The sequence below is a fragment of the Lysinibacillus sphaericus genome, from assembly GCF_002982115.1.
Classification (GTDB): Bacteria; Bacillota; Bacilli; order Bacillales_A; family Planococcaceae; genus Lysinibacillus; species Lysinibacillus sphaericus.
Window position 1 is genome coordinate 4507076 of the sequence record NZ_CP019980.1, and the last position, 23892, is coordinate 4530967.

A 23892-nucleotide genomic window follows, 5' to 3' on the forward strand; every position below is an offset into this window, starting at 1 on the left:
GAGAGGAGGATGAAGCGATGGGAGGTCTTGGTGCAATTGGCATTCCTGGGTTAATTATCATTTTGGTCATTGTACTTATCGTTTTCGGTCCAAAAAAATTACCGGAAATCGGTGGTGCAGTCGGTAAAACATTTGCAGAGTTCAAAAAGTCAACAAAAGGATTAATGGATGACGACGATGAGCCTGCGAAAAAAGTAGAAAAAAAATCTGATGTTTCGTAGGAGGTTTCCTATGGATCCTTATGAAGAAAAAAATTATTTAAGTCCGCTCGATAAAAAGCAAACAGAGCCTCCATCCTTACAGGAGGCTTTTGTTGAAATAGCCAGTATTGACGATGAGCAGACAATTGTCGAAGATAAACCACTTTTCCCTGTAGACTCTCTACTGGAGCATATTACAGAACTGCGAAAACAAATCATTAAAGGGCTTGTCGTCTTTCTATTATTTTTTATTGTCGCATTTTCAACCATTAATATTTGGTTTCCTTATGTAACCCGTGGCCATTCACTTATTATATTAGGGCCTTTAGAAGTCGTTAAGTTTTATATGACCATTTCAACTACTCTAGCCTTTGGTCTATCGATGCCCTTTCTCGTTCACTTTCTTTGGAGCTTTGTAAAACCCGGCTTAAAGGAAGAGGAAAGCCGTTTTCTCGGGCTCTATGCACCTGTAATGTTTGTGCTCTTTTTATTAGGTATCGCATTTGGCTATTTTGTTGTAAACCCACTTAGCTATTCATTTTTAGTTAGCTTAGGTGCTGCTAATTTTGATGTAATGGTATCTGCTAGTGAATACATGCATTTTTTAATTATGACGACTGTACCACTCGGCTTATTATTTGAGTTACCCATCGTTGCACTCTTTTTATCGTCCATTGGTTTACTAACTGCGGAATCCATGAAAAAAATACGAGGCTGGTCCTATATCGCTATGGGTGTTGGCTCTGCAGTTATTACACCACCTGATTTCATTAGTCAATTACTTGTATTAATACCGATGATTATTTTATACGAAATTAGTATTCATCTTGTTAAACGTATAGAACGTAAACAACTAGAAAGCACTGCGTAACTATAACGCAGTGCTTTCTAGTTATTTATTTCTGTTGCGGGCTTGAGTGCCTGGCAACCAGTGCTTATTTTTTCTTTAAATCCATGACAATAATTTCTGGTAGATTAAAAATTCGATATGGTACACTACTATTTCCTAGACCTCGGCTAACGACCATTTTGGTGCGTTCTTCCTCGTATAAACCAGCAGTGAACTTAGGAAACAGTCCCTGTCCTGGCGCCACAAGTCCTCCCATGCCAGGAATCCGTACTTGCCCACCATGTGCATGTCCCGAGAATACCAAATCTATTCCTTGATTTACATACGTACTAAACACTTCTGGTCGATGCGCCAGCAATAACTTTAGCATATCTTCTGGAACATACGCTGTCGCCAACTCTAGCATTTCTTCTGTCGATCTACCCATTAACGGATCTTCAATACCAAGAATCGCCAAGCGCTCCCCGTCGCGCTCTAGCACGGTCGATTCATTAGCCATCACATGTACACCTAACGATGAAAGCGCCTCATAAATTTCATTAACCTTATTCGACGCCACTTCATGGTTTCCTAGTACATAATATACATCCGCTAATTCAACTAGTCCTTTAACTGCCTGTAGACTTTGTTTTAAATCGTAACGATTGCTATCAATCACATCACCCGTGATAAAAATATAGTCAGGATTCGTATCCTTAACATTAGCAATCAGTTTTTGCTGATTGTTACCAAAGCGGGCATCATGTAAATCCGATACTTGTACAATGCGTAGCCCATCAAAGTTGGCAGGCACCTTTTCTGATTCGAATACATGTTTACTAACGACTAGCCAGTGATTGTTTACGTACAAAAAAATGACTATAAAAAGAATAAAAAAGATACCATATAATAATTTTTTCAATCGCAATCGCTCACTTTGCGGCTACTTTTTTTCAGAATAAAACTCTGACTACTCTATTATAAGCAAAAACCAAAGTGATTGTAAGTATATGCACTTTAATAATATAAAATGCACACAAGTACTATCTTCATATTCTTTCATTCTTTAGCATATGGCATCCAAAATCCACACTACTTGTTAGATTGAGATTCTCGTTGCGCCATCATTATTACTAGAATACAGTTTCAAAAAAAACGCATTTAGTTCTCTTCTTTAAAGGAGCTAAATGCGCTTCACTATTTATAACACTTTTTCTAAGAAGTCTTTTGCACGTTGTGTAGAAGGAGATGTGAAAAATTCTTCTGGAGGTGCATCCTCTATTAGCTTTCCACCATCAAGGAATAAAATACGATCCGCTACCTCTCGAGCAAAGCCCATTTCATGGGTAACAATTAACATCGTCATCCCTGAATCTGCTAAATTTTTCATAACTGCCAATACTTCTTTAACCATCTCCGGGTCCAGTGCTGAAGTCGGCTCATCAAATAGTATCACTTTTGGGTCCATTGCTAGTGCTCTGGCAATTGCCACGCGTTGTTTTTGACCACCTGAAAGGCGACTTGGATACTCATTGCGTTTTTCAAAAAGCCCTACTTTTGTTAGTAAATCTTCAGCTACTTTGATCGCTGCGGTCTTATCCATTCCCTTTACATTGATAGGTGCATACGTTAAGTTTTCTAATACGGTTTTATGTGGGAAAAGGTGAAAATGTTGAAATACCATACCTACTTCTTCACGTATTTTCATAATATTTGTCCCTTTGTCTGTCAGGACATCGCCAGCAATTGTTACCTTCCCACTCGTCGGTTCTTCTAATAAATTTAAGCAGCGTAGGAATGTAGATTTACCAGAACCGGAAGGCCCTATAATGGCAATTACTTCTTTTTCTTTTATTTCGGTTGAAATACCTTTCAACACTTCGTTTTGCCCATATGATTTGTGTAAATCTTCAATTTTAATCACTTTTTCTCATTCCTTTCTCGATTCGTTTACCAAGGAACGTTAAGACAAGCGTCATAATATAGTAGATTATCCCTGCAAATAATAATGGTTCAAGATATCGATAGGTTGAACCCCCTACAATATAGGCACGGCGCATAATATCAAGGGCACTAATGACTGTTACAACTGCTGTTTCTTTGTTTAATGTAATAAATTCATTTACTAAAGAAGGTAAAATATTTTTCACTGCTTGTGGAATAATAATATCCTTCATCATTTTTGAATACGGAATACCTAGTGCTTGAGCTGCTTCCATTTGACCTTTATCAACGGCATTAATACCCGCACGAATAATTTCTGAAATATAAGCTCCAGAGTTTAAGCCAAACGCAATAATTGCAGTTGGAATTGGCTGAATTTGAATGTCTAGTAGCTGTGGAACAGCGTAGTAAATAATTAATAATTGTAATACAAGTGGCGTCCCGCGGAAAATTGACGTGTAAAAGTCCGCTAACCAGCGTAGCATTTTTACTTTCCCAATTTTACATAATGCTAGTAATATACCAACGATAAACCCAATGAGAGAAGCACCGATTGCTATTTGAAGTGTAACACCTATTCCTTTTAAAATATAAGGAATAGAGGGAATGATTGCTGAGAAATCTAAATTCACAGCGTACCCTCCTTTCTCGTTTCCTTTTAGTGAAATGGACAAGCGATAGCCCTAAATAGGGCTATCGCATATCGATACTATTATTCAGCTTTTTCTAACCATTTTTCTTCAAGCTGTTGAATTTTGCCTTCATCTGCTAATTCTTTTAATGCTTTGTTAATTTTATCTTTTAAATCGCTACCTTTTTGAACAGCGATTGCTTTATAGTCTTCTGGCTGTTCTTCTACTGGGAACGCGGCTAATTTATCGTTTGTTTTCAGATAACCTTTCGCTACGCCACCTTCTAGAATTGCTGCGTCTAAGCGTTTAGACATCATATCTTGGATGATTTCAGGAATACGTGTGCGTCCTTCAACTGATACATCTACTTTTTTAGCAATGGCATTACCTAAATTTTCTTGAATAGAAGCCGTTTGTACGCCGACTTTTTTACCAGCTAAGTCCGCTTCTTTTTTAATGCCACTATCTTTTTTAACGATGATAACTTGTTCTGTTTGATTGTATTTATCTGAGAAATCTACTACTTTTTCTCGTTCTTCATTTGGTGTCATACCAGAAATAACAACATCTACTTTACCTGCTTGTAAAGCTGGCACAAGGCTGTTAAAGTCCATATCTTGAACTTGCATTTCTACACCTAATTTTTCACCAACTAATTTAATTAAATCGATATCGAAACCAATGATTTCTTCACCTTTAGCAGCGTCTACATATTCAAATGGTGCATAGTCTGCTGATGTACCTACTTTTAATACTTGTTTGTTTTCTGTATCTGAGCTTGAATTTGTTGCTTTATCTTCTTTAGCGCCACATGCTGCAAGTAAACCAATTACTAAGACAAGCATAAGCATGAAAAATTTGTTCTTCATCTTTTATATCTCCTTTTGATGTTTTTTTATTGTCTATGAGATAGGAATGTCTCGAAAATAGTCGATTGGATATTTATTCATATAGCAGAATAAAAAATCTATCTGCTAATTAAGATATACTCTTTCAAAATATTTTTCAAGCTATACATGAAATTTTTTAGCAAAATATTTTACACAGAATTTTCTAATAAATCAATGTTTTTTATTTTTCGGTCCATATATTTTTAAATTGCTCCTTTATAGGCGCTACTATATATTTTCCTTCTTCTAATTTTTTATTCCTATCGTTAAGTAAATACCCTATATTTCCTTTAATATAAACAACTAATGTAGCAGGCCAAATAAAAAAGCAAGGTATGGACGTTTTAAACGCCTTATACCTCGCCTTGCAAACGATAGCAAATTTTTGCTTTCGCTATTCTTTTTCTGGAAATAGCTTCGATTTTAATTCATCTTCACCAGAACCTTCCGCTAATGGTACACGAGATCGATAGGCGGCACGGCATATTAAATGCCCTGCTACTGGTGCTGTGACAAATACAAAGAGAATACCTAATATTAGTCGAACGCTTACATATCCGTCATGTATCCAGAAATAAATAAAAGCTCCTAACAAACAGGTTAGTACTGACAACGTCGAGCTTTTTGTAGCAGCATGTGAACGCGTATAGACATCTGGCAAACGAATCATCCCAAACGCACTAATAACACTAACAATAGAACCGACAAGTATAAGGATGACTGCCGTCCACTCAATCATTTGATTTACGCTCAACAATCACACCTCTTTCAATATATTTTGTAAAAGCAATTGTACCGATAAACGCCAATATACCTAAAATTAAAATCGCCTCTAAATACGCTTTGGTTTTTAAAACAATCGAAACAATGGCAATCGCCGAAAGTAGATTAATACCAATTGTATCAAGGGCTATTGCTCGATCCGGCATGGAAGGACCTTTAATGACACGATATAGAGACAATGCAATTGACACACTAAATAACGCTAGTGCTAAAAGTAAAATTTTTTCAACCATTAGCGTGTCACCTCCATAATTGCTTCTTCAAATTTTCCAATGGAGCGAATAACGGCATCTTTAGATTGTTCTATATCCATAGCATGGATATAAAACATATCTCCCTCCTCCGAGACCTCCATCACTACTGAACCAGGTGTGAGCGTTAGCAAGAGTGCAAGAGCTGTAATTTCCCAATCTCCGTTCAGCTTTGTTTTATACGTAAAAATGCCAGGAGTAATATTTAACTTTGGTGTTGTGATTTGTTTTAGGACATTATAGCTTGAAAGTAATAGCTCCCAATTAAATAGCCATAGTAGTTTAATAATAGAGAAAACACGGCGCAAATAAAATTGCGTTCCATAAAACCGATGCATCGCATACAAAATCCCAATACCGACGACAAACCCCATTAAAAAGGTGGAAAACTGTGGCGTGATTTCGTCCTTTAGCAATAACCACAAGGTAGCGATAAATAAATTTAAAATAAACTGCATAGCCATTACTTATTCACCTCACCTTGCCATTTTTCGCCATTTAACACTGCGTCAATATAAATAGAAGGTGTATGAAGCGTTTCTGCTGCATCCTTCACATAAGGCGCCATCGACTCGGCTCCAATCCCTAAAGCAATTGTGCAAACAGAAAGTAATGTTAAAGGCAACACCATTCGCTTTGGCAGTGGTGTTTCATCTTCAATACTGAGGATCGTTTCGCCAAAAAAGGACGATAGAAAAATGCGCAGTAATGAATAGAGGACAATTAAGCTAGAGAAAAATCCTAGCCCTAGTAGGACAAAATTTCCTCCCTCAATCGCGCCTTGTCCAATTAAAACCTTGCCTAAAAATCCACTTAAAGGTGGAATTCCTGCGATTGAACACATCATAATAAAGAACAGCCATCCAAAAAAGGGATAATTTCGAATAAGTCCACTCATATTATCGATAAGCGTTTCACCGGTTACATAAATCATCATCCCTACCGCCAGAAACAACATGGCCTTTACTACCATATCATGCATTAAATAATACGTTACACCTTGCAGTGCTGACTCTGTTCCTATAGCTAGTCCAGCAACAATAAAACCAACACCAATTAGGACATTATATGAAGCAATTGTCCTCACATCTCTTCCAGCAAGGGCACCCATGCAACCAGCAAGTATTGTTAGTCCAGCCATAATACCGAGAGTTGTATGGGTTACCCCCTGATTCGTAGTAAATAATAATGTAAATGTACGAACAAGGGCATAAATACCAACCTTAGTTAAAAGTGCGGCGAAGAGTGCAGCAATAGCGGTTGGAGGTACACTATAAGAACCTGGCAACCAAAAGAATAGAAGTAATCCTGCTTTAAGGCTAAAAACAATTAGAAACACCAGTCCAACTGTAGTAATAAGTGGGTCAGCTCCAGCTTCCATAACCCGCAATGAAATATGAGCCATATTTAATGTGCCGATCGTTCCATATAAAAATGCTAACGCTACTAAAAAAATCCATGAAGCAACAATATTAATAAGTACATATTTTAACGCCTCGCGTAGTTGGACTTTCCCTCCACCTAAGCTAATAAGGGCATAAGAAGCAAGCAACATCACTTCGAAGCACACAAACAAATTAAAAATATCTCCCGTTAAAAATGAACCATTTACACCTGCTACCATTAAAAGAACAAAAGGATAGAAATACATTTTTTCATAGTGTTCTCCAATTGTAAAAAAGGCGTAAACTACACAAATTGCTGCGACAATATTCGCTACGAAAACAAGTAATACTGCAAAAGAGTCTGCAACAAATAGAATGCCGAATGGCGGTATCCAACCACTAAAATCAATTCGCATTACACCTTGCTGCTGAACTTCTAACAAAAGGACAACGCTAATGAATATAACAAAGCCCAAAGTACACAAGCTCAAAATGCGTTGAATCATTATATTTTGTCTTAAAAACACAAGTAAAATAGCCGTTATTACCGGCACGATTAATGGTAAAACGATTATATTACTCATCAGACGTACCTCTCAATTCATCAAATTCCCCAGTGCCATTTGTTTTATAAGCACGATAGCCGAGAACGAGCACAAATGCTGTCACTGCGAAGCTAATGACGATAGCTGTTAAAATCAATGCTTGTGGAAGTGCATCTGTATAAGGACCTGCTGATTCCCCAATAAGTGGCACATCCCCTTTTTTAAGGCCACCCATCGTTAAAATCAGTAAATGTGCAGCATGTGAAAGGACTGCTGTCCCTAAAATGACACGCAATAATTGTTTAGAGAGGATAAGGTACGTCGCGACAGCAACTAATACACCAACTAATAATAGTATTAAAGACTCCATTGGCTATTCATCCTCACTTATACTTAAAATTATGGTTACAACAACGCCAACGACAGTTAGCGCCACGCCAGCCTCAAAAATAGTGACGGTCGAGAAGCCCATTTTCCCGAAAACCGGTACATTGACATATTCATACGTCTGCGTTAAAAATGGCACATCAAAGAAAAGCGAACCGATGGCTGTCCCCGTCGCAAGTAATACGCCCAGTGCAGCAACCTTTTTGAAATCAAACGGCATTCCTTTATGAACTGTTTCAATGTCATAAGCTAAATACAGTAGTACTATTGCAGAAGCAAGCACAAGACCGCCGATAAAGCCCCCACCAGGAGCGTGGTGGCCTGCAAAGAATAAATACACACCAAGCGTTAAAATTATAAATACGATAGCCTTAGTAATCGTTCGTAAAATAACATCATTAATTTTCATGGTCTGCCTCCTCTTTTCGTGGCTTTAGCTTAGTTAATGTGTATACGCCTAAGCCAGCTATTAAAAGAACGACAACCTCTAACATCGTATCAAATGCACGAAAATCTCCTAAAATTGTGTTAACGATGTTTGACCCACCTGCTAAATCATAAGCATCATTAAAATACAGTGCTACCGTTTCAAAACGGTCATAATGTACAACAGCCAAGCCGACTAATGTCACTGTAGCCCCTGCAAAAATAGCAATAACAGCATTTGCCCACTTCACTCTCATGCGTGAGTTTTCAGGCAATAAATCCGGTAAATATTTAAAACATAGCAGGAACAATGCTGTAGTTACGGACTCAACAACTAGTTGTGTCAGCGCTAAATCAGGTGCGCGAAATATAACGAAAAAGAAGGCAATCGAATAACCGAGAACTCCATTTAAAAGCATCGCTGTAATTCGTCCTTTGGCAAAAATCATCCAGATTGCAGCAAACATCATGACAAACACTAGAACTAACTCATAGGATTCAACAGGTGAATCCTTTGCAAATTCAAATACTATGGCATCAGACCAAATAAAGTACCCTGCAATCAGCGCAACAAAAAATACATAGATATAGACAAAGTAATGAGTTAAATTGCCAGACATATAGCGGTTCGTAAGCTTCATTGAACCTTTTTCACTAAAATTAATAAGGTGATTATAATAGCTATTGAATGTAAAATTTTGCGAAAAAACTCGGTATAGTGGCTTCCAGCTTTTTAATGTTTTAAATAATACAAAGCCAATAATGATTACACCAAGGGTCATTAATAATTCTATATTCACACCATGCCATGCAGAAATATGAGGTGTTAACTCGCTAACCGTTGGAAAAGTTGGATATATACTAGCCATCGCAGGCTGTAAGATATAATGTCCTAGAACATTTGGAAAGAAGAAAATAGTCACTACTAATAAACAAAGTACTATTGGCGAAATTAGCATCCCAATTGGTGCCTCGTGTGGTTTTTTGTCCAACTTGTACGGCTGTAGCTTTCCAAAAAAAGTATGTCCAATTAAAATCATGCTGTATACAAACGTAAAAATACTGGCAACCCATGCTACAACGGGGAACAATATGCCCCAAGTATCGATGGAAAAGACCTCAACCTCACGAATAGCCAAAACCGCGGCAAAGAACATCTCCTTACTTAAGAAGCCATTAAACGGTGGTAATCCTGCCATCGAAAAACCACCTATTACTGCAATCGTAAATGTCACAGGCATCAATGCCATTAAACCACCAAGGCGTCGAATATCGCGCGTACCTACTTCATGATCGACAATACCGACCATCATAAATAACGCCCCTTTAAACGTGGAGTGATTAATAAGATGGAACAATGCCGCAAAGCTTGCCTGTGTGTATATAATGGAACTTTCTGCATAGCCAAAATAATGACCCACAGAGCCCAAGCCAAATAAACTCATAATCAACCCAAGCTGGCTAACTGTTGAAAAGGCAAGTAACGCCTTTAAGTCTGTTTGACGAACAGCATTGAACGAGCCCCAAAATAATGTTACAAGGCCAATTCCACTTACTAACCAAAACCAAACTGGCTCACCGCCAAATACTGGGGAGAAACGCGCAACTATATAAATTCCAGCCTTCACCATCGTAGCTGAGTGGAGGTAAGCACTAACTGGAGTTGGTGCCTCCATCGCATCAGGCAACCAAATATGGAATGGAAATTGAGCTGATTTAGTAAAAGCACCTACTAAAATTAACAATAAGGCAGGAACAAACAATGTGTGCTCGCGTATCATCTCAACGTTCGATACAATGTCACGAATACTAAATGTGCCAGATGCTACATATAGCATTAGAAAACCTGCGAGCATGGAAAGACCACCGAAGACTGTGATCGTCATGGCTTTTCGTGCACCAGCACGTGAAGCTTTACGATGATGCCAGAAGGCGATTAACAAAAATGATGAGACGCTTGTTAATTCCCAAAACGTATATAGCACCATTAAATTATCTGAAAAGACGACGCCGAGCATAGCGCCCATGAATAGTAATAAGTAGCAGTAAAAATGATGAAGAGATTCTTTCGTTGATAAATAAAAAATTGAATATAAAATAACTAAACTACCTACACCTGTAATCAGCAAGCCAAAAATGATACTGAGTCCATCGAGGTATGTCGTGAAGTTTATATTAAAAGAGGGAATCCACTCATATGTATCAATAAATGTTTTACCCTCGGCAATTTGAGGAATGTACCGTGCGAGTAAAATAAACAATATGATTGGAACGGATAAAACAAACCAGCCTAAATGTGCCATTCGCCTTAGTCGCCTATAAAGCAAGGGAATTAGCGCAGCACAAACAAATGGTAAAAGTATCGCAAAGAGAACTGTGACCAAATGAAAACCTCCTACAATCAAATTCGTCCAGCGAATTAGCATCTTCAATTTTGTATGTTTCTTAAGCATTGCATAATACAAGTCCGTTAGAGCATGAATAATGTATTAGCATAACTTTCTCATTACAAAAATTTGTGATATTCGCCGGTGTGCTTTTATTTACACAGCAAGCATTGAACAACCTGCCCATAAAGCAAAAGCGTGCTATATCTACCATTCTTTGAAGGAAGGTAGATATTATACGAAAAAAGATGAACGAATATATCAGAATTCTTGTACATTTAGGTATTTTCTATACGCATGGCTGAGCGTACGAGACATTTATCATGCCTAAAGTAACCGAAAAGTGTTTCAATGCATCAATACTTGACTATCCATTTAACTCACTGCATAATAATGTGGCATATGGAAGCTATTTATTTAAATGCATATCATGCATAAACAAAGTAGCCTTAGAACATGGACATTAGCCAAATCCCTTAAGGGTTTTCCGTATATCGTCATTAACTTTTATTCATTTTTAAGTATACAATATAAATAAGCATAATGCACTGTAACAGCATTGATTTTAGCTGTTTTAGGATAATTTTTTCATAATACGCAGTACAAATAACAAAATAACAATAGGATAAAGAGGTGTATTTTTTTAATGAAGCATGTAAAAGGGAGATTGGACGAAAGTATTTTAGTATGTGTCTATTATGGGCTTAACGGGGAACGCTTAATTCGTCGCGGTCATAAAATGGCCACGATGCTCGATTGCCCACTTTATATTCTTTCAGTCGATTCACAACCTCTTGATGCATTTGATGCAGAGAAATCTGGTTATATTGAACAGTGGAAAAACCTATCTGAAGAACTTGATGTTGAAAAATTTATTTTAGTAGATAATGAAAAACGCCCGATTCAAAAGGTTATTGCTGAAGTGGCTAAAAATTACGGTATTTCACAAATTATCGTAGGTCAAAGTGCACAAAGTCGTTGGGAAGAAATAACAAAGGGGTCATTCCTGAACGTTCTGTTAAAAGAAGTACCTTTTGTAGATTTTCACATTGTAGCAGTCCAACGTCCTACTGAAGATGACGCGTATGATACATACGAAAAAGGTGTACGTGCCTATTTGATTAAAGAACAGGACCATTTCAAAGTAGCCTTTACTTGTCCAAAATATGTTTCAATTGAAGGTATTTTCTTTAAAGAAATTGGCACTGATTTTGACAATGGCATTTTTAAATTCACGTACAATGATAAAATGCATGAAATCCATATTTCTGAAGGTCTAGTAATGGATAAAGAAAAATTGCCACAAGAGTTTACATCTCCGTTACGTCAATAGTAGCCTGTTACTTAAAAATTGCAGGGACAAAGATATTAATTTGGACAAACTAAAAAATTTTAACTGCTGTAGGGAACCACAACGGCATAGCAAAAAGTGTTAAATTGACCTCAATCAATCTAACACTTTTTCTCTTTTGCCTAGTCTTGTATTTATAAAGCTGAAGCTGGAGTATCTTTAGGCAAGAAAAATGCCACTAGTAATAACAACGGAAGTAAGGAAACGACTACCATTGTAAAATCAATACCTTTATGATCCATTAAAACACCAATAACCATGGCACCAATTGCTCCCATACCAAATGCAAAGCCAGTTGTTAGCCCTGCCATTGTACCAATCTTAGTTGGTACGAGCTCTTGCGCATAGACAACCGTTACAGAGAAGCTAATCATAATTAATGTTCCGATAATGACTAAAAATATTGTTGCAGTCCATAGCGGTACATAAGGCAAAGCTAAACAGAATGGCATTGGTACAACAACTGACAGTAAAATAACATTTTTTCGTCCAATACGATCTGATAATGAACCCCCAAAAAAAGTACCAACAACGCCAAAAGCCATAAAAGTAAATATTAATATCTGTCCAAGACGCAGACTTACATCATAATGATCCATTAAATAGAAAACATAAAAACTTGTTATATTCGTTGTATAAAATGATCTTGCAAAAATAATAGTAAATAATAATGTTAAAGCAATTCCTACCTGTTTCTTTGTTAATGGTGGCAAAGATGATACCAATGTACGTTTTTTCTTTGCTAACCGTTCTTGCTCCAATTGCTTCTTATACCATTTAGCAATTTTACTCAATAAAAGAATCCCAAAAGTTGTCGCGATTAAGACAAATGCCGCTCCGCGTTGTCCAAAAATATCTAAAATATATGCACTGATTAATGGTGCTAGCGCTTGTCCAGAATTTCCCCCGACTTGATAAATCGATTGTGCAAGGCCTCGTTTAGAGCCTGCTGCCATAAAAGATACGCGCGAACCTTCTGGATGAAATATAGCTGAGCCAAAACCTAAAAATAATACAGCTACAAGTATTACCCAATATTGCGCTGTGAAGGCTAAAATCGCGATACCTATAAACGAGCTAATCATCCCTATTGGTAAAGCATAGGGCATCGGTTTTTTATCACTGACATAGCCGACAACTGGTTGTAAGGCAGAAGCAAACATGTTTAATACGAATGAAATAAGCCCGATTTGTGTAAAGGTCAAACCGAGCTCACTCTTCAATATTGGAAACATCGCAGGGATTACAGCCTGCATAGTATCATTGATTAGATGGGCAATAGCAATAGCAATCATAATCGGAAATACTGGATTGTTGTTCGAATGTACCATTTGTTTGTTCATGCTATCACCACACTTCCTTATTTATTCGAATTTTTTTAAAAACAGATTGTCGCATACAATTCCTCTTTTTGCACAAGCTATTCTTCGACGATAGCAGTTTAAGGAGTTGATTGTTGTATGACTGTAGATGAATTTTTTCACGCCAATGTTTTTGAAATGATACTTAGAGCATCTCTATCCTTTTTTGCACTACTCATTGTTACACGAATACTTGGCAAAAAGCAGCTAGGACAGCTTACATTTTTCCACTATACAACAGGTATTACGTTCGGATCCATTGCTTCTGAAATTGCAGCACAGTCTGAAACACCTTTTTTAGAAGGACTTATTGCATTAATTTGGTGGAGCGTTTTAACGTATCTTATGACCATTATTACGATAAAATCTAAAAAAGCACGTGTGCTGATTGACGATAAGCCCACTATTGTTATTCAAAATGGGCTTATTTTAGAATCTGCGCTCAAGAAAAATCGTTTACACATGGATGAGTTAACGATGATGTTACGTGAACAAGCTGTATTTTCCGTGCAAGACGTGCAATATGCCATACTGGAGACTACGGGTAATTTAAGTGTATTAGCTAAGCCTACGGAGCAACCCGCTACAAAACAAGATGTAAAGGCAGATGTTACCCCACCTACCTACTTACCAACAGAAGTCATTTCCGATGGACAACTGATTAAAGAAAATATCGTCGAACTTGAATTAACCGAAGATTGGGTCATGAAAAAATTAAAAAAACAAAATGTCCAAACTTACGAAGATGTCTTTTTTGCACAAGTTCAAGCGAATGGCTCTTTATATATCAGTCTAAAAGATAAAGCGAGACGGTCAAGCCCTTAAGCTTGTTTCGTCTTGCCTATTCTACTTGCATTATATCCAATGGGGTAATAATACCAATCAGTTTTTGGTGTGTTTTGCCGTGCTCGGTAATCAACAACGCTTCAAAACGTCTTCCTCTCTCCACACCTTGCTTAAATATTTCCTCAGCCTCATAAATCGTTATGTATCTACTCACAAATTTGTAATTCACTCTATTTTTTTCGTGTAATAATATATCATGCAATGTAGGAACGTGCCTCGGTACATGATTGCCTCCCATGACAGATGCAAGCCAGTTAGTAATACCAACAGTCGTCACAAGACCTTTAAATTGCGTTTTATTGTAAACCGGAAATTGAGTGAATTTCCGACTGCGAATCACTTTTAATACATGCTTTAAAGAATCATTTTCTTGAAAGACCAGCACCTTTTTTCGGAACATTTGTCCTACAAGTGTTGGTTTTGCCAGCGTAGCGTCCATATATTCAATGCGCTCTACGACATCTACATGCGGTTCTGCAATTACATATTCCATAGATGTACGATGGTGAACAATCGCATTACGTAAATCTGCATAGGACCGTAAATCATCCTCATATTTACGTACCAATACATCCTTTTTCTTTGCCTGATCCACTAAACGGTAAAATGGCATAAAATCTTTTGCACCAATAATATCTCTTAGTCTATGGTCAATTCGATTAAATGCCGTTAGAAAGCGATCAGAATTTTGAGTAGTAACCAATCTTATCACCTACCATAGCAATATTTTATATTTTTCGAGTTATTTGACAAATATTGAGTTATAGCTACATTATATTCCTAAGTTATGGATATTCCAAGAAAAGTTCGTGCAATAAGTTTGGGTGCCTGGCACTCACACAAATGTGAAAAATCTGAATTGCTCAGGTGCCTGGCACGTAAAAATCCACTTCGCTTTCCGCAGGCTCAAGGTAAGCCGCGAGAATCAAAGTGGATTGGGGTGTCAGGCACCTAAACAATTTTAAATATTCCGAATTATTTGGGTGCCTGGCACTATATTTTACAAGAAAGCAAGTTAGATTTTAGTCGATGAAGCATTTTTCTTCATTGAAAAAACGCCGATACTCGTACACATACATATAAGAACAACTGTCATAACTAGGCTCCACCAATAATCAGACATCTCCATCGTGCCACGAATAAGCTGAACACCGTATAGTGGTAATTTCCAAGGTGATATAGTCCAAAATGTACCTACAAGTCCATCAATAATTTGACCAATAAAAATAATAATAAATGCAGCTGTTGCCGCAACAGTTGTTTTAAATGCAGCACTCATCATTAGCGTTAACGCTAAGACAAATAAAACCCATATAAAATACGTACCAATACTTGCTAAAAGGGTCGCAACTTCAAATGTTCCATACAGCACAACCGTATAGTACACACTTGCTGCAAATCCCGCTATTATACTGACAAAGCCAACTGCACTAATCACAATAAACTTACTTATAAAAAAAGAAGCAAATGAAATAGGTCGTACATACAATAAGGTTGCTGTTCCATTTGAACGTTCCTTACTAATAGCTCCTACAAAAGAAGCCATTAGCACTAGTAATCCAATTAATTGAAACTGGCTAATTGTAGCAAGTAACAAATCGGCTGGTACTAATTCTGGCATCAACATTTCAAAGCCTTCAGGCATATTGCCAACCGCCTCTAGTATATCCATCATATAATAGTTCGTTAGTGGTTCGCTCATACCTAAAAGTGCAAAAACAAGTGGAATCCATAAAAATTTTCTACTTCGCCACGCTTCTCGGAATTCCTTCTGAAGAAGTACGTTCATGCCACTCATACTCGTTTCGCCACCTTCATAAAAATTTCTTCGAGCGATGCTGTTTGACGTGCAACATTTCTCACTAAATACGGATAAGCAGTAAGGCTTTCAAGCAATTGCTGTATGCTTGGTTTATCTTCTTGAATGGCTACAGACACATAGCAACCATTGACTGCACATTTAAATGTAGATTGACTGACAAAATACTGCGCCTCTTCCACTGTGCTAAACTCTACTACATAATTTGGCTCGTCATAACGTTGGCGTACCTCACGTAATGTCCCTTGTTCGACAAGTTTGCCATCACGCAAAAATAATAGCTGGTCCGTCATCTCTTCCGCATCATTTAAAATATGTGTGGAATATAAAATTGTCGTCTGTTGCTGTAAGCCTTTTAATAAATCAAGTACTTCCCTACGTCCAACAGGATCTAAAGCAGATACTGGTTCATCTAACAACAGTAGTTTAGGCTTATGGACAATTGCCTGGGAAATACCTAGCCGTTGTTTCATCCCACCGGAAAACGTTGCAATTTTTTTATGAAGATCATTTCCTAAGCCGACAAATTCTAACGTTTTTTGAGCTTCCTGCTTTGCCTTTTTAGCAGATACACCGCTTAACTTTGCAGCCATCTCCGTAAACTCTAATGCACTTAACCACGGCTGAAATTGTGGATATTGCGGTAAAAACCCAATATTTGCTCGTAAATCTCCCCCCACCATGTTTACACTACCGAAAGAGGGTCTTAATAAACCTGTTAACATGGATAAAGTTGTTGTCTTTCCTGCTCCATTTGGTCCGATTAACGCTGTAGAGGTATGCTCTTCTAAAACAAAATCAATGGCATCCACTACAGTTTTTTCCGCAAAACGCTTCGTCAACCCTGTTACCTGTAGTAATGTAGTCATGATTGTTTTCTCCCAACGATAAAATATGCTATTGGTCCAAGTAAATTAATAAATAATATTATCAATACCCATAAAATTTTCGGTCCATTCGTTGCATGAATTTTACTAAGATCAATCAATGCAACAATAACTAAAATAATTTGTACGCCGATTAGTGGCGCTATAATCGCCCAAGGGATATTTGCTAACTCCTCCATCATCCAAACCACCTCGCCTTTTGTTCTAATATCACTATAACAACTTTGTTATAATATGTATAGAACAATTTTTATCTTGCTTATAAATTTTGCACTAGGCGTTAAATCAAGAAAGACAGCTCTGGCAGAACTGTAACTTGTATATCTGACTTACCTACAAATTAGTCATACCGCAGTTACTTAAATTTATTAAAAATTATAAAAAGCCCACCATTTGAACATGGCAGGCCGCGTTTACATATAGATTTGTTTCGTAAGACGATAACATGTAGATGCTAAGGTTGATAGCACTACTTTTCATACAATTTCTTTAAAGCAGTAGCCATATTTGGGCGTATCTTTACTTGGGAACGAGCCTGTTTAACAGCTAACTCCGCTTCCTCCAAAGAATCGGCTAAGCCAAGTTCCATTAACACAGCCGTCGCAGCTACACCTGCTCGTCCACCCCCACTTCCACAATGGAAGTAAACCTTCTGTCCAGATTCATAGGCAGCGACTATTTTTTTCGCTACTGTGTCAATAGACTGAGCTACTTGAGCTTCTTCATCAGCGATAGGCAGATGGTTGTAGTTATAGTGTGCTGCTTGCTGTTCTAGTTCAGTTAATCCATTCACTCGAACATCAATGACAACGTCTACCTGCTCATTTGAAAAAGCAGCTTCAGCATCCTGTGCACCACCAAAAAATAATCGATCTTTCACTAACACATCATAGTTTTTTTCCATCCGATTCACGCTCCAAGCTGTTATTTCTCTAATAAATGTCCGATCTTATGAAGATAATTAAGTTGAACAGGTTCCGCCTTAATCGCTCGTTGTCTAAATACTTCTAGGAAAAACCAAGCTTTTTCATTACCTCCATTACTCGTTGTTTCAATGCTTCTAGGGAAAACCAATCTTCTTCGGTTTCATCAATTTCAACAACGCTAGATTGTACCCTCTCAATTGCTCGTTGTCTAAATACTTCTGGGGATACCCAATCTTCTTCTTCAAATTCATCAATTTGAGAAACTTCAATGCCTTCTAGGCCGTCTCCCCATGTAACTGTAGCTTTTACTTCCTCTAAAATTTCTATATATTGTTGATGTAATTCTTCTTTTTCTTGTTGACTTAACTCAGTTACAGGTGCTGTATCAATTTTTGTAATAAAGAATATAAAGGGGATACAAGCCAAGGCAAAAAGGATTGTGAACAATTTGTACGTTTTTAATCGACGTTTTTTTTCCATTCTATCCTACTCCTTATGATGTTCAGATGTCTCATAAAGAAATATTTTTTGATTTATGTTATGAAACTACACCAGTTGGACTGCAATAGAATTTTGTATTTAATGTATGATAAGTTGTTAAACCAACATACTTTAAACTTCCACCAATCGTAAATGCGTAAGTTGTGCCTCTATTAGTAATACGAGCGTCTACTCCTGTACGGGTAAAAAAACCTCTTGAAGGAATAGTGCGTAAATTAGAATAGCCAGTTAATACTTGGCGACCATCAGAAAGCTGTGTTGTAAAAGTCGCAAATATTGTTATATCAATAGGAGTTGATTCATGTAACACTCTAACCTTACGTGATGCAGAAGTAGTAGACAATAGCGTTATGTTATTTGCAAGAGCCGCAACAGGGTTAGCTTGTGTCGCCCCAATTGCTCGCCGTTCGAATATTTTTTCTGAAAACCTATCTTCTTCGAATTCATAAAAAGGAATTTCAGGAATTTCAATTTCAACAACGCTAGATTGTACCCTCTCAATTGCTCGTTGTCTAAATACTTCTGGGGAAACCCAATCTTCTTCTTCAAATTCATCAATTGGAGAAACTTCAATGCCTTCTAGGCCGTCTCCCCATGTAACTGTAGCTTTTACTTCCTCTAAAATTTCTATATATTGTTGATATAATTCTTCTTTTTCTTGTTCCTGTTGACTTAACTCAGCTGCCGATGCGGTACTATTATTTGTAATAAAGAGAATACAGGCGAAAATAAAAAGAACTGTGAACAATTTGTACGACTTAATCAATGACTTTTTTTCCATTTTATCCTTCTCCTTATCTTTCGGAATAATTAAATAATACATCATTAGCAAAAGGCAAGAGCAAAAGAGAAAATTTATTTATACATTTTAATCGACTATTTTCTGCTACTCTATCCCCCTTCACAGTTTTTTGAATAATTAAATAATATATTATTTATTTAGGGGCAGTCTAGTAAAAATGACAGAAAATATAGTATTTTTAAGCTATAATGTCAAAAAAGCTAAGTAAAAAACTACTTCATGGTCATGAACTTGAATAATATTTTGTATCTTGGAAGTTAGTATGCGGAAAGGAAATACACAGCTTTAGCTGCTACACTATTGTGTAAAAAAACTATCCGTTACATAAAAATAAAAGTACTTACGTTCTCATCCTGTTAGCTACTTGGACAATAGCATGTTCCTAAATAAACTACAAAAATAGTTTTGGCATATGTTAACTTAATAACTTTGAAAAAGAAAAAGATGTACCATAATCAGCACATCTTTTAATTAATATTTATTTATATAGACCTACACCCACTGTAACTCTTATTTCTCTAATAAATGTTTGATATCTTCATAATACGGTAATGCAGTTAACGCCCCTGGCTTTGTTGCTGCCATAGCACCTAAGCGATTACCAAAGCTCACACAACGAACTAGTTCTTCCTCAGTTGTTGGTAAACCGTTGTAATGGACATCGCGCAGAACGCCTGCCATAAATGCATCTCCCGCACCCGTAGTGTCCACTGGCACAACCTTCTCGGTCGGTACATGTATAACCTCACCGTTTAATACTGCATACGTGCCCTCTTCCCCTACTGTTACTAAAATAATCGGCACTAAATAACTGTTTAATTGTTCGATACCTTCTTCTAAAGTAGTGGTCTCTGTTAAGAAAAATAACTCATCATCCGTGACTTTTAAAATATCTACATTTTCAAAGAAAGAAGTGATGGTCTCACGACAAATTTCTTCACTACTCCAACGTAAAGGTCGAATGTTGGCATCCATTGCGATAATAGCACCTTTTTCCTTTGCCATATCAACAGTAGCACTAGTCGTTGCAAGTGCAGTTGGATGGAACATTGTGCCTGAGCACACAATGAGAGCAGAAGCATGTTTAAAGGCCGCCTCATTTAATTGTGTTGCTTCCACCTGTAAATCGGGTGTCTCATCGACATAATCTTTGAAAATTCGCTCACATGCTTCTGTTAAATGTACGTATACACCACTTACACGTTTTGCAGGGTTAAATACCGCAAAATCGAGGTTCACGCCTTCTTGTGCAAGACCATCTCGGACAAATTGTGAGCCTTCGTCATCTCCTGTAATCGTAATCAGCGCAGATGGAGCCCCGATACGGCTAATGCCTGCAGCCACATTTACCGTTGCGCCACCCATATATTTAGTAAAAGATGTATTCGTTACATCATCAGCAATATAGTCAATAAAAGCATCTCCATAGACTAAAATATAATCCTTATCTTCCTTTGTCATTGTAGTCCCCCCGAAAGTCTATTCATTCTAGATTAACATGAAAGTTGAATTCCAATAAAGTTTTAAACTTTCGGAAAAATAATGAAAGACATACATCATTTACGCCAGCACAACTTCTTTAGCTTACTTTGGCCATCCAAAGGAGGAAAACCCGCCCTTAAAGGCAGCCAACAGCAGTGTTTTCTATATTTAATTTGAAACATTTTTCTGTTTTATTCTTCTAACGATTATATTTTTTTCCTTTCAGCAATGGCGACATCTACTGATAGTTCGTAAGACGAGGAATCACAGCGCCTGCAAGGGTTGTGCTAAGCGGAAAGCACCGACGGCAACGTCTATCCATAGCCATACTATTTGCTAAATATAAAGTAGCGAATATTTCAAAAGCTTGAGACATCATCTATCTTTGTTATACTTGCCTATAGAAAGGTAGGGATTTTAACAATGAGTATTACGATTCGACAAGCACAACCACAGGATGCCCGTGCCGTTGTGCCACTAATTATTGATGCGATTGGTGAGATTGCCAACCGTTTAACAGGTGAACAGACAGCTTCAATGGTAGAACAAGAACTAACAGTCCTCTTCAAACGTGAAGACAACAGACACTCTTATTTAAATACTTTTGTTGCTGTGGAAGGTGAACAAGTTTTAGGCATCCTTGTTTACTATAATGGTGAACAAGCCATTCAAATGGATGCCAATCTCGTAAAATGGCTTGAAGAGAAAAATGCTCCTTCAATCGCTATCGATCAAGAGGCGCATCAAGATGAATATTATATTGATACAGTTTGTGTAGCACCAGAGGCTCGTGGTAAAGGAATCGGTACACTATTAATCCAATTCGCCATTGAGCAAACAAAACAACGAGGTTTTACAAAATTATCACTGAATGTTGAAACGCAAAAAGAAGATGCTCGTCGCTTATATGAACGTATGGGCTTTGTGATTACTGAACCATGGTCCATCATAGACGAACCTTTCCATCATATGGTGAAACAGATTTAGGATGTGGATTAATTAAGCATGAAAACAAATGTATTATATCCTCTGTTGATAGTCATCGCTTCTAGTAGTTATGGCATTTTATCGACCATCGTGAAAGTAGCTATGTTGCATGGCTTTACATCATCAGAGGCGGTATCGAGTCAATACATCATTGGCTTTATACTTGTTTTAACAATTTTTATCATCACCCAAAGAAAACTACCGAAACTTTCAAAACACGGACTATTTATATTAGTTAGCGCAGGGATTTTTACAGGTATTACTGGCATCGTTTACGGAGAGTCATTAAAATATTTACCTGCATCTCTAGCCGTCGTTATGCTTTTCCAATTTACTTGGATTGGTTTGCTGTTAGATTGCGTTATCCATAAGCGTCTGCCAAGTAGACCCGAAGTTATTTCGATACTGATTCTATTTGCGGGGACTATTTTGGCTGCCGGTGTATTGAATGTCGATTTAAGCGGTATTGCGATTCAAGGCTGGTTATTTGGGTTAGCTGCTGCATTTACCTTTGCCTGCTTTATCCAATTTAACTCTCGTCCCGTTGAAGGTGTTACAACGACATCAAGAGTTTTAATTGTTTCTTTTGTAGCACTAATTATAGTTAGTATTTTCCTCAGTCCTGAAATTGCATGGAATGGCAAATTATTTGCTGAAGGCTTATGGAAATATGGATTAGCACTTGGACTATTCGGTATAATCTTACCCATTTATTTATTTTCAATTGCAGTACCCAAAGTGGGTGGCGCACTGGCCTCTATTTTAAGTGCAATTGAACTACCTGTAGCTGTGACTGTTTCTGTTATCGTATTGCATGAATCACTCACTGTTTTACAAGTAATCGGCATTGCTTTAGTGATTATCGGCATGATGTTACCTAGTATGCTTGCCAATCGAAAATCACCCGTAAAAACTCCTTAAAAATGGATAAAACCATTTTTAAGGAGTTTTTAATTTTTACAATATACCGTTGAAAACAGTCAATTTATTAAATTATGATAGTAGTAACGTTAGAATTTTTTAATTATTCTAACATTAATGTTTTATTTTAGTATTATACTGCACTATGTAAGCAACTCACTAAAGGAAGGGGAAGATGATTATGAAAAAAACACGTATTTTTGGATTTTTGCTTGTGTTGATGCTAATCGTTGTAGCTGCTTGTAGTAGCACTAACGATCAGGGTTCGACAAAAGATGCTGCAAAAGTAGATGGAAACACATCTCCGTCAGGTAAGCTGGTCATTTACACAGGGCGTGATGAAGAAATGGTGCAAGGCGTAATCGATCAGTTTAATGAGAAGTACCCGGACATTCAAGTGGAGTTTTTAACAATGGGGGCTCAACAAATATTAGAGCGTCTACGCGGTGAAAAAGCAAATCCTCAAGCAGATTTTTGGTGGGGTGGTACTCAATCCGCCTTAATGGTTGGAGCAAACGAGGATTTACTCCATGCATGGCAACCGAGCTTTATCGACACAATCGATGCAAACTATAAAGATACAGAAGGTCGCTGGTTCGGTGAAATGCTATTACCTGAAGTCATTATGATTAATAGTGACTTACTAACAAAAGAAACCGGTCCACAAGATTGGGATGATTTATTAGATCCGAAATGGCAGGACCAAATTTTAATTCGTGGGGTATTAGCGTCAGGAACTATGCGCACGATTTATTCATCCATGATTGTTCGTCAAGGTGCCGACACACCTGACAAAGGTTATGAATGGCTATTAAAATTAGATGCCAACACAAAAGAATATACGCAAGATCCTAATGCACTTTATTTAAAGCTTACACGTCAAGAAGGTAGTGTTTCATTATGGAATCTACAAGATATCCTATTGAAAAAGTATACAACAGATTATCCGTTTGATTACATCTATCCAAAGAGTGGTGCACCAATTTTAGTAGATGGTGTTGCGGTTGTTAACAAGGCAAAAAATTTAGAGAACGCAAAATTATTCGTTGAATTTTTATTTGAAAAAGAGATGGTTACCAAATTAGCGAACGACTATTACCAAATTCCAACACGCTCCGACATTGATCAAGCGACAATGCCAGAATGGTATCAGGAATTAGATTTAAAAACATTTGATATTGATTGGCAGTTAATGTCGGAAAAAGAGGCAGCATGGATGGAACACTGGGATACTAATATAAAAGGTAGAGGAAAGAAATAGAGCAACTCAGAAAACCCGTGCTGACTAAAGGTATCAAGAAGCCCCTCTTGATGCCTTTTATTAAAATTTAAGTACCTCATAAAATAACC

Annotated in this window: 27 protein-coding genes; 7 read left to right on the top strand and 20 right to left on the bottom strand. The window is 37.3% G+C overall.

The genetic code is table 11. The features are described from left to right. Positions 1–17 precede the first annotated feature (17 nt). Positions 18–221 carry a twin-arginine translocase TatA/TatE family subunit gene (tatA, locus tag LS41612_RS22005; RefSeq protein ID WP_024360772.1) on the top strand — a complete coding sequence of 68 codons (204 nt, stop codon included), beginning with the start codon at positions 18–20 and terminating at the stop codon, positions 219–221. A 10-nt stretch (positions 222–231) separates the two neighbouring features. Then, the gene (tatC, locus tag LS41612_RS22010) at positions 232–1071 is read left to right on the top strand and encodes a twin-arginine translocase subunit TatC (RefSeq protein ID WP_024360773.1); all 840 of its coding nucleotides are present in this window, start codon (positions 232–234) and stop codon (positions 1069–1071) included. A gap of 64 nt (positions 1072–1135) precedes the next feature. Here tatC and LS41612_RS22015 read toward each other — a convergent pair whose 3' ends face one another. From LS41612_RS22015 to LS41612_RS22065, 11 genes are all read right to left on the bottom strand, one after another. Then, positions 1136–1951, bottom strand: coding sequence for a metallophosphoesterase (locus LS41612_RS22015; RefSeq protein ID WP_024360774.1), 816 nt, complete (start codon positions 1949–1951; stop codon positions 1136–1138). A gap of 279 nt (positions 1952–2230) precedes the next feature. After that, complete coding sequence (locus LS41612_RS22020) at positions 2231–2953, bottom strand: amino acid ABC transporter ATP-binding protein (RefSeq protein WP_024360775.1); 723 nt, start codon at positions 2951–2953, stop codon at positions 2231–2233. Continuing rightward, on the bottom strand, positions 2946–3605 hold the full coding sequence (locus LS41612_RS22025) for an amino acid ABC transporter permease (protein ID WP_024360776.1): 660 nt from the start codon (positions 3603–3605) through the stop codon (positions 2946–2948). The genes LS41612_RS22020 and LS41612_RS22025 overlap by 8 nt, the downstream gene beginning before the upstream one ends. An 80-nt stretch (positions 3606–3685) precedes the next feature. Beyond that, positions 3686–4474, bottom strand: a complete 789-nt coding sequence (locus LS41612_RS22030) for a transporter substrate-binding domain-containing protein (protein ID WP_024360777.1) — start codon at positions 4472–4474, stop codon at positions 3686–3688. A gap of 415 nt (positions 4475–4889) precedes the next feature. Beyond that, positions 4890–5249: a Na+/H+ antiporter subunit G gene (locus LS41612_RS22035; protein ID WP_024360778.1), complete on the bottom strand. Its 360-nt coding sequence runs from the start codon at positions 5247–5249 to the stop codon at positions 4890–4892. Then, positions 5227–5511 (bottom strand): Na(+)/H(+) antiporter subunit F1, encoded by a 285-nt coding sequence (locus LS41612_RS22040; RefSeq protein WP_024360779.1) that lies wholly within the window; start codon positions 5509–5511, stop codon positions 5227–5229. Before LS41612_RS22040 ends, LS41612_RS22035 begins: the two co-directional genes overlap by 23 nt. Further along, positions 5511–5993 carry a Na+/H+ antiporter subunit E gene (locus tag LS41612_RS22045; protein ID WP_024360780.1) on the bottom strand — a complete coding sequence of 161 codons (483 nt, stop codon included), beginning with the start codon at positions 5991–5993 and terminating at the stop codon, positions 5511–5513. The genes LS41612_RS22040 and LS41612_RS22045 overlap by 1 nt, the downstream gene beginning before the upstream one ends. Next, positions 5993–7498 carry a Na+/H+ antiporter subunit D gene (locus LS41612_RS22050; RefSeq protein WP_024360781.1) on the bottom strand — a complete coding sequence of 502 codons (1506 nt, stop codon included), beginning with the start codon at positions 7496–7498 and terminating at the stop codon, positions 5993–5995. Before LS41612_RS22050 ends, LS41612_RS22045 begins: the two co-directional genes overlap by 1 nt. Continuing rightward, positions 7491–7829: a Na(+)/H(+) antiporter subunit C gene (locus tag LS41612_RS22055; protein WP_024360782.1), complete on the bottom strand. Its 339-nt coding sequence runs from the start codon at positions 7827–7829 to the stop codon at positions 7491–7493. The genes LS41612_RS22050 and LS41612_RS22055 overlap by 8 nt, the downstream gene beginning before the upstream one ends. A gap of 3 nt (positions 7830–7832) precedes the next feature. Next, positions 7833–8255: a Na(+)/H(+) antiporter subunit B gene (locus LS41612_RS22060; protein WP_024360783.1), complete on the bottom strand. Its 423-nt coding sequence runs from the start codon at positions 8253–8255 to the stop codon at positions 7833–7835. Then, positions 8245–10656 carry a Na+/H+ antiporter subunit A gene (locus LS41612_RS22065; protein WP_024360784.1) on the bottom strand — a complete coding sequence of 804 codons (2412 nt, stop codon included), beginning with the start codon at positions 10654–10656 and terminating at the stop codon, positions 8245–8247. Before LS41612_RS22065 ends, LS41612_RS22060 begins: the two co-directional genes overlap by 11 nt. Before the next feature lie 649 nt (positions 10657–11305). On the opposite strand from LS41612_RS22065, the gene LS41612_RS22070 reads away from it, so the two are divergent. Further along, the gene (locus tag LS41612_RS22070) at positions 11306–11992 is read left to right on the top strand and encodes an adenine nucleotide alpha hydrolase family protein (RefSeq protein WP_024360785.1); all 687 of its coding nucleotides are present in this window, start codon (positions 11306–11308) and stop codon (positions 11990–11992) included. Positions 11993–12144: 152 nt separating this feature from the next. Here LS41612_RS22070 and LS41612_RS22075 read toward each other — a convergent pair whose 3' ends face one another. Further along, positions 12145–13353, bottom strand: a complete 1209-nt coding sequence (locus LS41612_RS22075) for an MFS transporter (RefSeq protein ID WP_024360786.1) — start codon at positions 13351–13353, stop codon at positions 12145–12147. A gap of 117 nt (positions 13354–13470) precedes the next feature. Here LS41612_RS22075 and LS41612_RS22080 point away from each other — a divergent pair, with 117 nt between their 5' ends. Continuing rightward, positions 13471–14196, top strand: coding sequence for a YetF domain-containing protein (locus LS41612_RS22080; RefSeq protein ID WP_024360787.1), 726 nt, complete (start codon positions 13471–13473; stop codon positions 14194–14196). A 16-nt stretch (positions 14197–14212) separates the two neighbouring features. On the opposite strand, the gene LS41612_RS22085 is transcribed toward LS41612_RS22080, so the two are convergent. The 8 genes from LS41612_RS22085 to LS41612_RS22120 form a co-directional block, all read right to left on the bottom strand. Next, positions 14213–14920 carry a CBS domain-containing protein gene (locus tag LS41612_RS22085; RefSeq protein ID WP_024360788.1) on the bottom strand — a complete coding sequence of 236 codons (708 nt, stop codon included), beginning with the start codon at positions 14918–14920 and terminating at the stop codon, positions 14213–14215. Between the two features lie 312 nt (positions 14921–15232). Then, a complete protein-coding gene (locus LS41612_RS22090; protein WP_024360789.1) occupies positions 15233–16015 on the bottom strand; it encodes an ABC transporter permease in 783 nt (260 codons plus the stop codon). Beyond that, on the bottom strand, positions 16012–16905 hold the full coding sequence (locus LS41612_RS22095; RefSeq protein ID WP_024360790.1) for an ABC transporter ATP-binding protein: 894 nt from the start codon (positions 16903–16905) through the stop codon (positions 16012–16014). Before LS41612_RS22095 ends, LS41612_RS22090 begins: the two co-directional genes overlap by 4 nt. Continuing rightward, positions 16902–17105: a PLDc N-terminal domain-containing protein gene (locus tag LS41612_RS22100; RefSeq protein ID WP_029747045.1), complete on the bottom strand. Its 204-nt coding sequence runs from the start codon at positions 17103–17105 to the stop codon at positions 16902–16904. Before LS41612_RS22100 ends, LS41612_RS22095 begins: the two co-directional genes overlap by 4 nt. Before the next feature lie 287 nt (positions 17106–17392). Then, positions 17393–17827 (bottom strand): protein-tyrosine phosphatase family protein, encoded by a 435-nt coding sequence (locus tag LS41612_RS22105; RefSeq protein ID WP_024360792.1) that lies wholly within the window; start codon positions 17825–17827, stop codon positions 17393–17395. A gap of 103 nt (positions 17828–17930) precedes the next feature. Next, positions 17931–18329, bottom strand: a complete 399-nt coding sequence (locus tag LS41612_RS22110) for a hypothetical protein (RefSeq protein ID WP_024360793.1) — start codon at positions 18327–18329, stop codon at positions 17931–17933. 58 nt (positions 18330–18387) lie between these two features. Further along, positions 18388–19131, bottom strand: a complete 744-nt coding sequence (locus tag LS41612_RS22115) for a hypothetical protein (RefSeq protein WP_024360794.1) — start codon at positions 19129–19131, stop codon at positions 18388–18390. Positions 19132–19662: 531 nt separating this feature from the next. Beyond that, positions 19663–20613, bottom strand: coding sequence for a carbohydrate kinase family protein (locus LS41612_RS22120; protein ID WP_024360795.1), 951 nt, complete (start codon positions 20611–20613; stop codon positions 19663–19665). Positions 20614–21057: 444 nt separating this feature from the next. On the opposite strand from LS41612_RS22120, the gene LS41612_RS22125 reads away from it, so the two are divergent. The 3 genes from LS41612_RS22125 to LS41612_RS22135 all read left to right on the top strand — a co-directional run bounded on the left by LS41612_RS22125 (position 21058) and on the right by LS41612_RS22135 (position 23803). After that, a complete protein-coding gene (locus LS41612_RS22125; protein ID WP_024360796.1) occupies positions 21058–21621 on the top strand; it encodes a GNAT family N-acetyltransferase in 564 nt (187 codons plus the stop codon). 18 nt (positions 21622–21639) lie between these two features. Next, positions 21640–22542: an EamA family transporter gene (locus tag LS41612_RS22130; protein WP_024360797.1), complete on the top strand. Its 903-nt coding sequence runs from the start codon at positions 21640–21642 to the stop codon at positions 22540–22542. Between the two features lie 181 nt (positions 22543–22723). Further along, a complete protein-coding gene (locus LS41612_RS22135; RefSeq protein WP_024360798.1) occupies positions 22724–23803 on the top strand; it encodes an extracellular solute-binding protein in 1080 nt (359 codons plus the stop codon). The last annotated feature ends 89 nt before the right edge of the window (positions 23804–23892 follow it).

Bases quoted from the DNA above. Each gene is read 5' to 3' on its own strand.
- tatA (WP_024360772.1), top strand. From the start codon at position 18: ATGGGAGGTCTTGGTGCAATTGGCATTCCTGGGTTAATTATCATTTTG.
- tatC (WP_024360773.1), top strand. From the start codon at position 232: ATGGATCCTTATGAAGAAAAAAATTATTTAAGTCCGCTCGATAAAAAG.
- LS41612_RS22030 (WP_024360777.1), bottom strand. From the start codon at position 4,474: ATGAAGAACAAATTTTTCATGCTTATGCTTGTCTTAGTAATTGGTTTA.
- LS41612_RS22040 (WP_024360779.1), bottom strand. From the start codon at position 5,511: ATGGTTGAAAAAATTTTACTTTTAGCACTAGCGTTATTTAGTGTGTCA.
- LS41612_RS22045 (WP_024360780.1), bottom strand. From the start codon at position 5,993: ATGGCTATGCAGTTTATTTTAAATTTATTTATCGCTACCTTGTGGTTA.
- LS41612_RS22050 (WP_024360781.1), bottom strand. From the start codon at position 7,498: ATGAGTAATATAATCGTTTTACCATTAATCGTGCCGGTAATAACGGCT.
- LS41612_RS22055 (WP_024360782.1), bottom strand. From the start codon at position 7,829: ATGGAGTCTTTAATACTATTATTAGTTGGTGTATTAGTTGCTGTCGCG.
- LS41612_RS22060 (WP_024360783.1), bottom strand. From the start codon at position 8,255: ATGAAAATTAATGATGTTATTTTACGAACGATTACTAAGGCTATCGTA.
- LS41612_RS22070 (WP_024360785.1), top strand. From the start codon at position 11,306: ATGAAGCATGTAAAAGGGAGATTGGACGAAAGTATTTTAGTATGTGTC.
- LS41612_RS22075 (WP_024360786.1), bottom strand. From the start codon at position 13,353: ATGAACAAACAAATGGTACATTCGAACAACAATCCAGTATTTCCGATT.
- LS41612_RS22080 (WP_024360787.1), top strand. From the start codon at position 13,471: ATGACTGTAGATGAATTTTTTCACGCCAATGTTTTTGAAATGATACTT.
- LS41612_RS22090 (WP_024360789.1), bottom strand. From the start codon at position 16,015: ATGAGTGGCATGAACGTACTTCTTCAGAAGGAATTCCGAGAAGCGTGG.
- LS41612_RS22095 (WP_024360790.1), bottom strand. From the start codon at position 16,905: ATGACTACATTACTACAGGTAACAGGGTTGACGAAGCGTTTTGCGGAA.
- LS41612_RS22100 (WP_029747045.1), bottom strand. From the start codon at position 17,105: ATGATGGAGGAGTTAGCAAATATCCCTTGGGCGATTATAGCGCCACTA.
- LS41612_RS22105 (WP_024360792.1), bottom strand. From the start codon at position 17,827: ATGGAAAAAAACTATGATGTGTTAGTGAAAGATCGATTATTTTTTGGT.
- LS41612_RS22110 (WP_024360793.1), bottom strand. From the start codon at position 18,329: ATGGAAAAAAAACGTCGATTAAAAACGTACAAATTGTTCACAATCCTT.
- LS41612_RS22115 (WP_024360794.1), bottom strand. From the start codon at position 19,131: ATGGAAAAAAAGTCATTGATTAAGTCGTACAAATTGTTCACAGTTCTT.
- LS41612_RS22120 (WP_024360795.1), bottom strand. From the start codon at position 20,613: ATGACAAAGGAAGATAAGGATTATATTTTAGTCTATGGAGATGCTTTT.
- LS41612_RS22125 (WP_024360796.1), top strand. From the start codon at position 21,058: ATGAGTATTACGATTCGACAAGCACAACCACAGGATGCCCGTGCCGTT.
- LS41612_RS22130 (WP_024360797.1), top strand. From the start codon at position 21,640: ATGAAAACAAATGTATTATATCCTCTGTTGATAGTCATCGCTTCTAGT.
- LS41612_RS22135 (WP_024360798.1), top strand. From the start codon at position 22,724: ATGAAAAAAACACGTATTTTTGGATTTTTGCTTGTGTTGATGCTAATC.